The organism is Streptomyces sp. NPDC002588 (genome assembly GCF_040295925.1).
Taxonomy (GTDB): Bacteria; Actinomycetota; Actinomycetes; order Streptomycetales; family Streptomycetaceae; genus Streptomyces.
Window position 1 is genome coordinate 1 of the sequence record NZ_JBEOWF010000046.1, and the last position, 13,605, is coordinate 13,605.

Annotated in this window: 13 protein-coding genes and 1 pseudogene; 6 read left to right on the plus strand and 8 right to left on the minus strand. The window is 66.9% G+C overall.

Annotated elements, in window-relative coordinates; all coding sequences use genetic code 11:
• From ABT057_RS38640 to ABT057_RS38650, 3 genes and pseudogenes are all read left to right on the plus strand, one after another.
• Positions 1-95, plus strand: a pseudogene (locus ABT057_RS38640) (carbohydrate ABC transporter permease); the annotation flags it as partial.
• 45 nt (positions 96-140) lie between these two features.
• The gene (locus ABT057_RS38645) at positions 141-2,156 is read left to right on the plus strand and encodes a beta-galactosidase (RefSeq protein WP_352348597.1); all 2,016 of its coding nucleotides are present in this window, start codon (positions 141-143) and stop codon (positions 2,154-2,156) included.
• 358 nt (positions 2,157-2,514) lie between these two features.
• The gene (locus ABT057_RS38650; RefSeq protein WP_352348598.1) at positions 2,515-2,949 is read left to right on the plus strand and encodes a cupin domain-containing protein; all 435 of its coding nucleotides are present in this window, start codon (positions 2,515-2,517) and stop codon (positions 2,947-2,949) included.
• 534 nt (positions 2,950-3,483) lie between these two features.
• Here the strand turns inward: ABT057_RS38650 and ABT057_RS38655 are convergent.
• Positions 3,484-4,707 carry an MFS transporter gene (locus ABT057_RS38655; protein WP_352348599.1) on the minus strand — a complete coding sequence of 408 codons (1,224 nt, stop codon included), beginning with the start codon at positions 4,705-4,707 and terminating at the stop codon, positions 3,484-3,486.
• Positions 4,708-5,159: 452 nt separating this feature from the next.
• Between ABT057_RS38655 and ABT057_RS38660 the strand changes: the two genes are divergently transcribed.
• Positions 5,160-5,597 carry a peptidase inhibitor family I36 protein gene (locus ABT057_RS38660; RefSeq protein ID WP_352348600.1) on the plus strand — a complete coding sequence of 146 codons (438 nt, stop codon included), beginning with the start codon at positions 5,160-5,162 and terminating at the stop codon, positions 5,595-5,597.
• A gap of 65 nt (positions 5,598-5,662) precedes the next feature.
• Here the strand turns inward: ABT057_RS38660 and ABT057_RS38665 are convergent, their stop codons facing one another.
• The 3 genes from ABT057_RS38665 to ABT057_RS38675 form a co-directional block, all read right to left on the minus strand.
• The gene (locus tag ABT057_RS38665) at positions 5,663-6,727 is read right to left on the minus strand and encodes a helix-turn-helix transcriptional regulator (protein ID WP_352348601.1); all 1,065 of its coding nucleotides are present in this window, start codon (positions 6,725-6,727) and stop codon (positions 5,663-5,665) included.
• Positions 6,728-7,007: 280 nt separating this feature from the next.
• A complete protein-coding gene (locus tag ABT057_RS38670; RefSeq protein WP_352348602.1) occupies positions 7,008-7,424 on the minus strand; it encodes an ISAs1 family transposase in 417 nt (138 codons plus the stop codon).
• A 221-nt stretch (positions 7,425-7,645) separates the two neighbouring features.
• Positions 7,646-8,395 carry an NADPH-dependent F420 reductase gene (locus ABT057_RS38675; protein WP_352348603.1) on the minus strand — a complete coding sequence of 250 codons (750 nt, stop codon included), beginning with the start codon at positions 8,393-8,395 and terminating at the stop codon, positions 7,646-7,648.
• Between the two features lie 216 nt (positions 8,396-8,611).
• Here ABT057_RS38675 and ABT057_RS38680 point away from each other — a divergent pair, with 216 nt between their 5' ends.
• Positions 8,612-8,908 (plus strand): S8 family serine peptidase, encoded by a 297-nt coding sequence (locus tag ABT057_RS38680; RefSeq protein WP_352348661.1) that lies wholly within the window; start codon positions 8,612-8,614, stop codon positions 8,906-8,908.
• Positions 8,909-9,065: 157 nt separating this feature from the next.
• Here the strand turns inward: ABT057_RS38680 and ABT057_RS38685 are convergent, their stop codons facing one another.
• Positions 9,066-9,986: an MmyB family transcriptional regulator gene (locus ABT057_RS38685; protein WP_352348604.1), complete on the minus strand. Its 921-nt coding sequence runs from the start codon at positions 9,984-9,986 to the stop codon at positions 9,066-9,068.
• A 171-nt stretch (positions 9,987-10,157) separates the two neighbouring features.
• Between ABT057_RS38685 and ABT057_RS38690 the strand changes: the two genes are divergently transcribed.
• Complete coding sequence (locus ABT057_RS38690) at positions 10,158-11,201, plus strand: NAD(P)-dependent alcohol dehydrogenase (RefSeq protein ID WP_352348605.1); 1,044 nt, start codon at positions 10,158-10,160, stop codon at positions 11,199-11,201.
• Between the two features lie 102 nt (positions 11,202-11,303).
• On the opposite strand, the gene ABT057_RS38695 is transcribed toward ABT057_RS38690, so the two are convergent.
• From ABT057_RS38695 to ABT057_RS38705, 3 genes are all read right to left on the minus strand, one after another.
• Positions 11,304-12,008, minus strand: coding sequence for a PE-PGRS family protein (locus ABT057_RS38695; protein WP_352348606.1), 705 nt, complete (start codon positions 12,006-12,008; stop codon positions 11,304-11,306).
• A 134-nt stretch (positions 12,009-12,142) separates the two neighbouring features.
• Positions 12,143-12,319: a hypothetical protein gene (locus tag ABT057_RS38700; protein WP_352348607.1), complete on the minus strand. Its 177-nt coding sequence runs from the start codon at positions 12,317-12,319 to the stop codon at positions 12,143-12,145.
• Positions 12,320-13,108: 789 nt separating this feature from the next.
• Positions 13,109-13,558, minus strand: coding sequence for a hypothetical protein (locus ABT057_RS38705; protein WP_352348608.1), 450 nt, complete (start codon positions 13,556-13,558; stop codon positions 13,109-13,111).
• Positions 13,559-13,605: the final 47 nt, after the last annotated feature.

The window sequence follows — 13,605 nt, forward strand, 5'->3', positions numbered from 1 at the left end:
GCGCCCTGCTCACCGCGATCCCCACGCTGATCGTGTACTTCGCGCTCCAGCGGCAGTTCGTCAGCGGCCTGACCCTGGGCGCCAACAAGGGCTGACCCGCCCGGACTTGCCCCTCCCCTACATCTTCCGGAGCACCACCAGTGACTACCGCCCGCCGTCTTCGCATTCCCGGTATCGCCTATGGAGGTGACTACAACCCCGAGCAGTGGCCCGAGGAGGTCTGGGCCGAGGACATGCGCCTGATGCGCGAGGCAGGCGTGACCATGGTCAGCGTAGGCATCTTCTCCTGGGCGCTGCTCGAACCGTCCGAGGGCGCCTATGCCTTCTCGCGCATGGACAGGATTCTCGACCTGCTGCACGAGAACGGCATCGCCGCCGACCTCGCCACGCCCACGGCAGCACCCCCGGCCTGGTTCTTCCGCGCCCACCCGGAGGCCCTTCCCGTCGACCGCGACGGCCGTACCCTCTCCTACGGCAGCCGCCAGACGTTCTGCCCGTCCAGCCCCGCCTACCGCCGAGCGGCGCTGCGGATCGCCGAAGCCCTCGCCGAGCGCTACGCCGCCCACCCGGCCGTCGCCATGTGGCACGTGCACAACGAGTACGGCTGCCACAACGACGCCTGCTACTGCGACACCAGCGCCGCCGCCTTCCGCACCTGGCTGCGCGCCCGCTACGACAACGATCTGGACGCCCTCAACCACGCCTGGGGCACCACCTTCTGGAGCCAGTGGTACTACTCGTGGGAGCAGATCCTGCCGCCCCGCGCCACCGCGGCTCCTGCGAACCCCACCCACCAGCTCGACTGGCGCCGATTCTGCTCCGACGAACTGCTCTCCCTGTGCACCGCCGAACGCGAGATGCTGCTCAGGGCCGCCCCGGACACCCCCGCGACCACCAACTTCCTCGTCCTGCGCACCATCGACGCCCTCGACTACTGGCGCTGGGCACCGGAGTTGGACATCCTCTCCAACGACCACTACCTGATGTCCGACGACCCGGAAGCCGAGATCGACATCGCGCTCAACGGCGACCTCATGCGGTCGCTCGCGGGCGGCCCGTGGTTCCTCATGGAGCACTCGACCGGTGCCGTCAACTGGCAGCCCGTCAACCGCGCCAAGCAGCCGGGAGAAATGCGGCGCAACGCCCTGGCCCACGTGGCCCGTGGCGCCGACGGCATCGCGTTCTTCCAGTGGCGTGCGGCCAAGGCCGGCGCCGAGCAGTGGCACTCGGCGATGCTCCCGCACGCGGGCACCGACAGCCAGATCTGGCGGGACGTCGTCCGACTCGGCGCGGACCTCAGAGCGTTGGCCGAGGTGCGGAGCTCCACCGTCGCGGCGCAGGTGGCGATCGTATGGGACTGGGACGCCCGGTGGGCACTGGAACTGCCTTCCCAGCCCAGCGGCGAACTGCGCTACCAAGACCTGGTGCGCGACTGGTACACCCCCCTGTGGCGGGCGGGGGTCTCCGTCGACTTCGTACGCCCCGACGACCCTGAGCTCGACCGCTATGAACTCGTGCTGGCGCCGTCGCTGTACCTGGTGACGGAGGCAGCCGCGACAAACCTCGCCCGGTACGCCGAACGCGGGGGCACCCTGGCCGTCGGCTTCCACAGCGGCATGGTCGACCAGAACTGTCATGTGTACCTGGGCGGTTACCCTGGCGCGTTCCGCGAGCAACTCGGCGTGGTCACCGACGAGCTCTTCCCCCTGCTGCCGGGAGAGACGGTCGGCCTGACCGGCGACGTGCCTCCCGCCGCCACCGCCGACCTGTGGTCGGAACGCATACGGCTCACCGGCGCGCAGGCCGTCGCCTCCTACGCCGACGGCCCCCTGGCCGGCCACCCCGCCGTCACCCGCCGCCGGTACGGCAACGGCACCACCTGGTATCTGGGCACCCACCCCGACAAGAACACTCTCGCCGCCCTGCTCCACCGCATCCGCCAGGAGGCCGGCGTCACACCGGAGCACCAGGCCCCCGCCGGCATCGAGGTCGTCCGGCGCCGCGGCGCCGAAGCCGACTACCTGTTCCTCATCGACCACACCGGCAAGGGCGCCGAAGCGCCCGCCGAAGGCGTCGAACTCCTCACCGCCACACCGATCAGCGGCACCGTCACCGTCCCACCGGGGGGCGTCGCCGTCGTCCGCGAATCCCGCTGATCAGCGCAGCGGCATAGCGACTTGCCCAAGTCAAGCAACCCTCTATAAGATTGAGTAAGTCAAGCAATCGCCTTCTCCGTGCAGCCCGTCCGAGGCCCTGCCATGACCGACGCAACGGAGACGCCGCCGGCCTGAGCGGCACACCGCGCGGGGAAACGGCGCGGTGCCCTGCCGGGCGCGGGCATCAGGAAACCGTGCCGACGACCAAGTCCCGCACTCCATCCGGGCTTTGGGGTGGGGCGGGAGCCGGGACGCATCAGTGATGGGCATTGGTTGCGGAACGAACACGTCCCCTCGCAAAGAGGGGCACGTTCCACAGTCGGGGCGTCTGCCTCTTTTCCCTACGGAAAGGCTATCGATGCGCAACCTACTCCGCGCAGGGCTGATAACAGTCGTAGCCCTCAGCTCGTCGCTCGTCGCGGGGTCCGCCCAAGCCACTCCCCCCGGCCCGGGAGTCAAGGGCACAGTGATCTCGCAGACCACGATCGGCGACAAGGACTACATCCTCCGGGAGATCACGATCCCGCCGGGCCAGAGCACGGGATGGCACTACCACGACGGAACCTTGTACGGCTTTGTCAAGCAGGGCACCCTGAGCCACTTCGATTCAACCTGCGAATCCGACGGCGTCTACACGGCCGGCAGCACCATCACGGAGATGAGTGGTTCCGATCACGTGCATATCGGCCGCAACCTCGGGACGACTCCACTGGTCCTGGACGTCCTCTACGCGTTGCCGCACGGCGCGCCGTTTTCCGAGGACGCCCCCAATCCAGGCTGCGACTTCCAGTAGTTCAGTCCGGTCAGTCCTGACCTGAACCAATTTCGGGACGAGAAGGCCGACACCGAGCGGCACTGGTGTCGGCCTTTTCGAGAGAGGACGTACACGTTTCGGCTCGTTGCACGCTCGATGGTGACGGAGCGAGAACCAGTTACACACTCCACGAACGGCTCGGTCTCGAAAGCGGGAAGCACGTGAACTTTCTCGGGTTCCGTACTTGGGGCGCACGAGGGGCCAGGGCGATTGCAAAGTCCCGGGGATCTTGTGAGTGCGCAGATCACAGCAGCGTGACGATGGTGGATGGATGCGCGACCACACGCAACGTCCGACCTCACCGGTGAGCGCGCGATGCTGCTCGCGGGCGTCCATGGCATTGTCGAGATGCGCCCCTCGGTCGACATCTTCGTCGCACAGCCGTACGGCCCGACCGCGTGTCCCTCCCGAAGCCGTCACCGAGCGGCCCCGGGAGGCCGAACTCCTCGGCCTCTTCGTGGCCACGTCCGGCTGCACCCGCCGACAGCAGGCAGGCGTGGCGCGCGCCCGCGTTCACGCACTGTCGGGCGCGGGCAGGGCCGCCACCTTCCGGGTCGACCGGAGCCACAGCAGACCGGGCCACAGCCCGGCCACCGCCGATGCGGCTCCCATGAAGGACAGGGCGAAGACCGGGCTCTGCCACTGTGCGAGCAGTCCGGCGCCTCCGGTGCCGACGCCCTGGGCGGTGAGGTTCATGGCCGACGCCACGCCCATGCCCTGGGCACGACGGTCGTCCGGCAGCAGTTCGACCAGCGTGGAGACGGAGACCACCACCTGGATGCACCACAGCGCGTTGCTGACGGCGAAGGACACCATGGCCAGGTAGATCCCGCCGCCCTGGATCGCGACGACGACAAGCGGAAGGCCGGTGGTGAAGCACACCAGTGGTAGGTGGTCCGCGTAGCGGTGGGCCGGCACGAACCGGTGGAACGCCCACAGGCCGGCCACCGCGCCCACACCCGTGCTGGCCAGCAGGACGCCCACCCAGACCGATCCGAGGCCGAGGGCGCTGGCGTAGGGCGCGGCCACCGCCTCGGGGGTGATGTAGAAGAACCCGAGTGCTGTGCTCAGGAAGATCGCCCGTCGGCGAGGCTCGGCCCACAGGACGGTCAGACCGGCTGCGACGGATCCTGTTCCCTCCGGTGTCCCGGCAGCCGGGCGCGACTTGACGAAGCACCAGTAGAGCCCGAACGACGCGACGAAGGTGGTGGCGTCAAAAGCGAGACACGCCCGCGGTGTGAAAACCGAGGACACCACACCGCCGAAGGCGAAGCCGAAGATCTGAGCCGCCTGCATGGTGATCTGCCGGACAGACATGCCGATCGGATACTGCTCGGCGCTGAGAATCTCGCGCAGCAGGGCAAGATGGGCCGCTCTGTACGGTCCACCCAGAAACGACATGACCGACACGAGCAGGCAAAGAACACCGAGCGGAACATCTGGAATCACCATGGCCCCGGCGGCGATGGCCCGACAGATGTCCACCGTCATCAGGACACTGCGGCGGGGCCGCCGGTCCGCCAGGTGGGAAAGCGTAAGCGCCCCGACAACGCTCGGCACGTAGGTCAGCGCATAGGTGAGGCCGGTCAGGGCCGCAGAGTCCGTGCGGTCGAACACCAGGATTGCCAGCGCGACCCGGGCCAACTGGTCCCCGAAGAACGAAACCATTTCGGCCAGCCAGGTGGCACGGAACTCAGTCGAAGAGAAAAGGGACCGTGGGGTGGGTTTGCCATGCACGGCGGTACCCTCGATTCTTCAATTTGCGCCCTCAGGAGGCCTGACGGGAGGAATGCCGGAATGCACTGGTGCGTCCATCGGCCGGTCGATGGACGGGACAATGACGATGCGCAGCCAGGAAGGCGGACCGGCGCATGCCCTCGCCGATGGGTACGGGCATGCGCCGGCCTTTCTTCCTTGCTGGTTCTTCTACCAATAGGGCTTCAGCATGGCTGTTCTCCCTTCCTGACGTTCACATTGATCATTACATCAAATGAGGGCAGGAAAGTATTGAACAACCGCGCCATGCCGTGGCATACGCGCGCCACCGGTGGCGCCGCGCAGGCCAGGCCGTGTCCAGGTTGGCACGGTCGTACCATCGACGGGCATGGATGTTCTAGCACCCCAAGGTGGAAGTAGTGGATAATGCAGCATGCAACCGGTAGGGCAAATTCTCTCCTGCAAAAAAAGAGATGAGGATCCTGAACAAGATGCGAGCAGCTGTAGTGATTCCGGCAATAGCTTTGGCTCTGGCAAGTGCAGGGGTAATGGGGCCGACGGCCAGTGCCGCCACATCCTGCCCGTCAGATGAGGTTTGCCTCTACAAGGACATCAACTTCTCGGGGCCGATGTACGTGGTTCCCAAGATCACGTTGAGTAACGGCGTCAAGACGTCGTGCGTAAATGACCTGGCGGGCAAGAAGTTCTCGGACGGAACTCCGGCGGACAACCAGGCTTCCTCGGTCAAGAACAACACGGACAGCGCGTTGATTCTGAACCAGCATGCCGAAACCGCCGGAATCTATTCGGTTGTCAGCGGCGGCGGGTCGGTCGCCGACCTGCGGGTGGCACCGGCTCCGGCCACGAGCGGAACCGTCGATCTCAACGACAGGGTTTCTCGCGCCTGCTGACAGCGAAACCCGCCGCCTACGGCGACCTCCTCGACGAGGGTTGCGCCGGACCCTCGTCGAGCAGATCAGGAGTCGCCAATTCTTCTGTTCCTCTGATATGCCCCGGGGGTTGACCCGTAGTAGGCCTTAAAATGCCGAATAAAGTGACTCGAATCCGAAAAATGCCAGCGCGCAGCCAACGCGGAAATATCTTTTAGCGTTTCGGTTCCCACTAGTTCGTCGTGAGCTTGTTGGAGACGCCTCCTACGCGCGAATGTCATCATCGACTCACCTGACACCGAAAATGATCGGTGCAGTGTCCGGAGTGAGACACCAATACGCTGAGCGACCATCCGAGGTGACAGATCACGGCTGTCCAGATGGCGCTCGATGACATTTCTCGCAGCCGCAACAGTCATGCTCGCGTGAGTGTCCGACTCCATGCCCCAACAATCGGACATGATTCCCGAGATGAGCGCGGCGAAAGCATCCCGAAGGGTGATTCGTATGGATTTCGAGACGCCTAGGTGATCGACATTCTCGTCAATCATCTCAATGCATTTCAGGAGAAACGTAACTTCCGGCATACCGACATCTGCCACGTACGCGCGATCAAGCACTCCTACCGAACTGACGCGAGGGACCACCAGGTGTCTGGGAACGGATATGACGTGCGCCGAAAAGGAGGCGGAGCAAGAAAACTCCCATGACAGTTTGGTGTCGCGAATGAACATCTGGCCCGGCTTGACAGTATATTCTCCCCCTTCGCCGACAAATGAGATCCAGCCCGCCTTGACCACATCGGCCACGATCGGATCATCGGCCGTACTGCCGCAGGACACCCCATTCATCGCGCCGCAGTAAATCCGGGCATACAGCAGACCATCGATTACGTGACCTTGAGCGTCGAAACGGAACCCGTCAGGATTGGCAGATCTCGGAACAGAAACTCCCGTCAGGTGCGATAAGGGTGCCAACTCATCGCCACTCAGAGTCTGAGCACCCCTCTCGATTTCCTGAGCAGTGAGTGTTACGAAGTTTCTGAACTTGACATCGCCGGCCGGCCGATCGTCGCCGCCGGACGGGGGGAAGCCCGGCAGGCGCCCTGGGGCCTGCGAACTCCCGCCGGGAGACAGGTGGGAACGCGTCATCGTATTTCCCCTGCTGATGTTCACACGGTGGTTGGAGGCCTGGTGCTCACGGGTGCGAGGATGCGCCGCACCGTACGGAAACGGCGTGGACGCTGCCTGATCGAGGGAACCGGCCGCGTGACCATGGAACCGGGCGCGTGTGCACGGCCCGTTGACGTCCACTGCACGACCCGTTGACGTCCGCCTCGAGGCGCAGCTTGCGATACGAGCCGGAGGACACGGGCCGCGGGTCCGTGGGGCAGGGCGATTGCATGGTTCGTTGATCGTGCGTTGGCGCAGGTCAGTTGAGTCCGAGGACGGCGAGTGGCCGCTCGTAGGGGCGGAGGGCTGTCGTGCGGAGTCCGGCGGCGATGTTGGTGTGGCCGGCGGCGCGGAGCTGGTTGATGGCGAAGCTGCGGAGGATGGCCATGTTCTCCGGGCCGTGTCCGGTACGGATCTTGGAGGCGTCCTCGCGGAAGGCTGTGTCCCGGACGAAGTGGAGCCTGTTTTCGATCACCCAGTGCGCCCTCAAGATCGTTGCGATCCGTTCCGGGGATGCCTGGCGGCTGGTCAGGTCGGTGATGGCGTAGACGGTCTCGCGGCTCTGCCTGCCGGTCTTGGTGTCGGTGCGGTGGCGTACGACCTTGGCGACCTGGGTGGCGCTTTCCGCGCCGGCACCGCGGATCGGCCAGCGTGACCAGCCGCTCGGCCAGCGCACCCGTCACGCGGTGCTGACGGGTGGGCGACTTGACCAGGCAGACGGTGGCAGACTGACGGCACATCGAAGCTCCGTTGGGCGCACGCGACTTGGGAAGGTCACCTCCGCAACGGAGCTTCCTTGCGTGTGGTCGCGCCTCCATCCACCATCGTCACGCTGCTGTGACCTGCGCACTCACAAGATCCCCGGGACTTTGCAATCGCCCTGCACGAGGGGCGGAGTCAGCGCAGCAGGCGGTCGGCGGTGAGTACGCGGGGTGTTTCGGCCAGCAGGGTGCGCAGCCGGTGCGCGGGCAGCGGGGCGCCCGGATCCTTGGGCGGCACGGCCTGCACCGGGCCGCCGGAGCGGATCTCCTCGCCCAGCTCGGCCAAAAAGGTTTTGGCCGCGTCGGGGTCGGCGAAGTAGGCCGCCGTGTACGGGGCGGTCTCCGGCTCGAAGCGCCAGCTCTCGGCCAGAGAGCCGGCGTCGACGGTGTCGAAGCCCAGCCGGTCGATCAGGGCGGCGGCGCTCACCTTCGCCTCCGGGTCGTCGCCGGCGATCGGCAGGGCGGTGCGATCGGCGGCTCCCGCAGGACGGGCGAGCGCCGGGATGTGCTGATCGCCGATGTTGTTGAACGCCTTGACGAGCTTCGCGCCGACCAGATGCTCCTGGACGAGTTCGCTCGTGGTGGCCCTGCCCGAGTCGAGCACTTCGCACTTCCCGTCGCGGAACGGGTAGTAGTTGATCGTGTCGAGCACGACCTTGCCCGCCAGCGCGTCCACCAGTAGCAGTCGGTAGGCGCCGAGCGGGATGCTCACCACCACCCAGTCCCCCGCCCGCGCCGCCTCCTCGGGCGTCGCGGCCCGGGCGCGCTCACCGAGTTCCGCGACCTTCTCGGCCAGGCTCTGGGGGCCACGGGAATTGGACAGGACGACGTCGAGACCAGAGCACGAGTCTTGAACGACGAGTCGGCCGCCGGGGAATTCCTCCACTGCGGACCAACAACCCGATGCGGGTGCCAGGTCCTGGGCGACGCCGGTTCCGGTGATGACCCGGCATCCTCGGCGGCCAGGACACGCCCGAGGTCGGCCCGCTGGACACGGCGATCAACCGGCCGTCCGCCAAGAAGGGCATCCTGTTGACCGTCGCGGCGGGCAGTTCCGGTCCGGATTCGGCCGGTTCGCCGGGCAGCGCCGACACGGCAATCACTGTCGGCGCGGTCGACGACAAGGACGTGGCAGCCGAATCTCTCCCACACCTGCCCGCGCGATGGCGACGGCGCCATCAAGCCGGACGTGACCGTGCCCTGCGTGGGCATCACGAGCGTCTCCGCCGGGGCGGCCTCATCGAACAGAAGGCCGGCGAGAAAACCGGCCGAGTACCTCACCGTCTCGGGCACGTCGATGGCGGCGCATCTCGCGGGCGCGGCGGTCCTCAAGCAGAAGCACCCTGGCTGGACATACGCCGGGCGGCGGCATCACGGCGGGCCGCTTCTGTTCTCGTGAGGTCGGTGCAACCCAGGCCGTGTTCCCCCGCCCACCCGTCTCGGCCCCATCGCCAGGGTGCCTCTGCCTTCCCGAAGCCGACGGCATGTCAAGCCCCTCTGGTGATCGAGGAGGAGGCCGTTCAGGCCGAAGGAGGGGCCAGGGGGCGCAGCCCCTCTCAGGGACCCGCGCCCGCCTTCGTCGCGTCCCGACCCCAGCTGGCCAGCAGCCGCAGGCCTTCCGCCGAAGGTGACCCCGGTTCCGCGTGGAAGACGATCAGCATCTGATCGCTGTCGTCCGGGAGTCTCAACGACTCGAAGTTCAGGGTGAGTTCACCCACCAGCGGATGCCGGAACCGCTTCTCCCCGTGGTTCTTCTCCTTGACGTCGTGGGTCGCCCACAGCCGCCGGAACTCCTCGCTCTTCACCGACAGCTCACCCACCAGCGCGGACAGCTTCGGGTCCTCCGGATAGCAGCCGGCGTCCATCCGCAGATGGCAGACGATATCGATCGCCCGCTGCTCCCAGTCCATGATCAGGTCGTGCAACTCGGGCCGCAGGAACACCAGCCGCGCCCAGTTACGCTCCTGCGGCGGCAACTCGGCCCAGTCCCCGAAGAGGGAAGCGGTCATCGTGTTCCACGCCAGGATGTCCGTACGCCGCCCCACGACGTACGCCGGTACGTCGTCCAGCGTGTCGAGGAGCTTCAGCAGCTTCCCGCGCACCACCTGCGCCCGCACCGACGGCTTCTTCTTGTGCTGCTTCGGCTTGGCGAGGTGCGTGAGGTGAGCGTGCTCCGCGTCCGTCAGCCGCAGAGCGCGGGCGATGGCGTCGAGGATCTCCGCTGAGACATTCCGCCCGTTGCCCTGTTCCAACCTCGTGTAGTAGTTGACGGACACCCCTGCCAACTGGGCCAGCTCCTCACGGCGCAGCCCGGGCACCCGGCGCTGCCGCCCGAAGTCCGGCAGCCCCACGTCCTCCGGCTTGAGCCGGGCCCGCCGGGTGCGCAGGAACTCGCTGAGCTCGGCACGCCGGTCCAGGGCCCCGCCGGTGTCACCGGGGGCATCCACCGGTGACACCGATGCGGAACGTTCGTCCATACGGTCCATTATTCCCGGCCGCACAGACACCAGCCTGCCCCCGCCAGTGGTAGGCTCGGCGAGCGTACCCACAAGCGTGGTCTGGGTGACAGCGCAAAGGCTCGGCAGTCTGATCGACGCGTCCGGTCAGAAGGCGGCCGGGCGCGCATCCCCCTGAGGAGAACTCCCGGCATGACCACCACTGTCGCCGCATACGCCGCCCCCTCCGCCAAGGCTCCGCTGGAGCGGACCACGATCGAGCGTCGTGAGGTCGGCGAGTTCGACGTCCTGATCGACATCAAGTTCAGCGGTATCTGCCACTCGGACATCCACCAGGCCCGCGATGGCTGGAGCGAGGGCATCTTCCCGATGGTCCCCGGCCACGAGATCACCGGTGTCGTCGAGGCGGTCGGCTCCGGCGTCACCAAGTTCGCGGTCGGCGACCGCGTGGGCGTCGGCTGTCTGATCGACTCGTGCCGCGAGTGCGAGAACTGCGAAGCCGGCCTGGAGCAGTACTGCCACAAGGGCCCCATCGGCACCTACAACGCCCTCGACAAGAACGGTGAGCCGGCCTACGGCGGCTACTCCGAGAAGATCGTCGTCGACGAGAACTACACGTTCCGCATCCCTGACGGCCTCGCCCTCGACGTGGCCGCGCCGCTCCTCTGCGCCGGCATCACCACGTACTCCCCGCTCAAGCACTGGAACGCCGGTCCCGGCAAGAAGGTCGCCGTCGTCGGCTTGGGTGGCCTCGGCCACATGGCCGTCAAGATCGCGCACGCGCTCGGCGCCGAGGTGACCGTACTGTCGCAGTCGCTGCGCAAGAAGGAGGACGGGCTGAAGCTGGGCGCCTCGCACTACTACGCGACCAGCGACGAGGCCACCTTCACCGAATTGCGCGGCGCCTTCGACATCATCCTGTCCACGGTCTCCGCCCCGCTGAACCTGGACGTCTACCTCTCCCTCCTCAAGACGAACGGCGCGTTCCTGAACGTGGGCGGCCCCGAGGAGCCCGTCACGCTGAACCTGTTCTCGGTGATGGCCGGCCGCAAGACCCTCGCCGGCTCCGGCATCGGCGGCATCCCGGAGACCCAGGAGATGCTCGACTTCTGCGCCAAGCACGGCCTGGGCTCGGAGATCGAGCTGATCAGCGCTTCGGAGATCAACGACGCGTACGAGCGGGTCCTGGCGAGCGACGTCCGCTACCGCTTCGTGATCGACACTGCGACGATCTGACCCTGTCGCGAGCGGTGAGGGCCCCGGCGGGTGGTGAACGCCGGGGCCCTCACCACGAGTGTGGAGTTCTTCGCAAGGCTGGCGCCTCATGCCGAGAACAGCTCACTGCAGGAGGGCTGCGACGGACGCGGGGAGAAGATCCCGCAGATCGGTGATCTGAACGTGGGCGGCATGGGTCGCGGTGAACTGGGCGACGGACATGTTCGCCGTGCCGAAGACGGTGGTGAAGGTCCGCAGTGCCCCTGGGGTGCGGTCCAGGGCCCAGGCCGCGGTTGAGGTGCTGGTGGTCAGGAAGCGGCGGGGCTCGGGGCCGATCACGAACAGCTCTGCCCGGCGGCCGGAGGTGTCGGCGGCGAGCATCACGAGGTCCTTGAAGGTCTGGCGCTTGCGCATGGCGTCCGCGCCGCGCCAACGAGCGAGCTTGAACTCCGCGATGCGCTGGTCTGTCTCCAGGTCGTACGGGCGGCTCGGGTCGTTGCCGGCGCCGAGGGAGGGGCGGACGGTGATGCGTTCTTCATCCCCGAGGATGTGGGGCAGTACGAGGAGGATGCCGCAGGCGTGGATCAAGTCGTTGATCCGGCCCAGGCTCTCGCGGACCGTGAGCGCTGAGGCAAGCAGTTCCGGCACGACGTGGCCATTCTCCGCGATCCGCATGACATTCGTCCCGTCGGCGCCCTCCAATCGGTGCTCCAGCGAGGCCAGGGCCTGGGTGAGCGGCTGGCGGCTCAGGAAGTCGGCGAGGACCCCCACGGCGGTACTCAGCCGCTCTGCTTCTTCACGGTCCTGGTGGGCTGAGGAAGTGTCCATGGCGGACAGTCTGACTTTTCTTCCCGTCTGCGGTGGGCGTTGGGACGGCTCCCGCCGAGAGCCTGTGGCGGTGCACCACGGCCTCCCGATGCAGGCCGCCGGGCAGTTGCTCGGCGCCCAGGGCCTGCCGCTGCTCAGGGCTTGTCCCCGCCGGCAGTCGGCTCGACGCCACTCGTCTGTTCAGTGCCTTCGTCGGTGCCGTGCGACTGGTCGGCCGCTCGGTCGGCTTGTGTGGGAAGGCCTGTTCGCGCGACGCGGTCGATAATGATCTTTCGGTAGGTGTCGGCCAGCCGCACCAGGGGGTGCGGCATGACCTCGTCCGCAGGTGGATCGCTGCCCGCAGCCCCTGTCACACAGGTCGTTTACGAAATATCTGTGATCGGAACTGCGGCACTTCTTCCGGTGTGGTCAGTGCCCTTCGGGATGGGCCAAAAAGTGGTGGCCAAATATGGCTCGGGCGCTCTTGGACGCCTCCGCTTTCGCGCCAACTCCCCGCCACGTTCCAGGGCCGCTTTCACGGCGTCGACGCAGGTGAACAGTCGGCAGCCGGCGGCGAATCGGCGAGATGCTCTGGCGTGCATGCCAACGGATGACGACCGCATGGCATTGAGAACCTCCAGGCCAGAGGCGTGATGCTCGCTCACCTCATCCGTCGATGAGGACGATTCGATCGACCCTGACTGGATTGTGATCGATGCAGGCCGGCCCTCGTGATGATCCATCAGTTTTTGTCAGTGCCCGCTGATACACCCATATCCACAGGGGCAACGTCATCAAGTTGCCAGGTCACAGGAGGGGGAAAGGGCATGCCGCCGGAGGGATTTCACGAGGTTCGTCGCCACATCCGCAGGAATCCTCGGCCACGCGGCAAGCCAGGTACTTCTGGGCCGTGTAGTCGGCGCCTCGGAGTCGACGGCGTCCGGCCCGTGGGCGTGACGAGCGCGCGCCGCGGCCGCGGGCATGGCCACTTGTGCCATGCCGGAGCCGGGGCCGCCAGGATGGGCGGGACCGCCGACGGCGCGACGCCGGCTCCTCCACCCTGCACGCCTACAGCGAGGCGCAGGCGATCGTGTGGACGGGTTGAGGCGGGACCCTCGGGGCTACGGGATCGAGACCCGGTACACGCCGCTGGAGATGTCGGCTGCCGTGGGCGTGACGGTCACGCCGCCGAGTGACTGGGTCCGCCGAGGCGTCGCCGGGTCGTCCCAGTCGCACTTGTTGCCTTCCCAGGCGGAGATGCCGTAGGTGGTGCCCGCGGTGACCTGGTAGTCGGTGGTGATGACGGGGCGGGGCCAGGTGCCGGAGACGTCGTATTCGCTCACGCACGTGACGGAGGTGCCGTCGTCGATCCGAAGGCTGCCGAAGGACACGATGGAGGTGCCTTCCCCTCGGACCTGTGCCGGTACCTCGACGGTGAGTGAGGCCGTGGAGGCGGCGGACGCCGTGGGTGCCGCGGCGAGAGCGGTGGCACCGGTGACGGCGAACAGGGCGGTCAGGCCGACGGATCGGGCCCTGCGGCGCGTGCTGCCGTGGGGGTGCTTGAGTCGCATGTTTTCCTCCAAGTGGTGAGATAAAGTTGAAACCTCAATAACTTGTG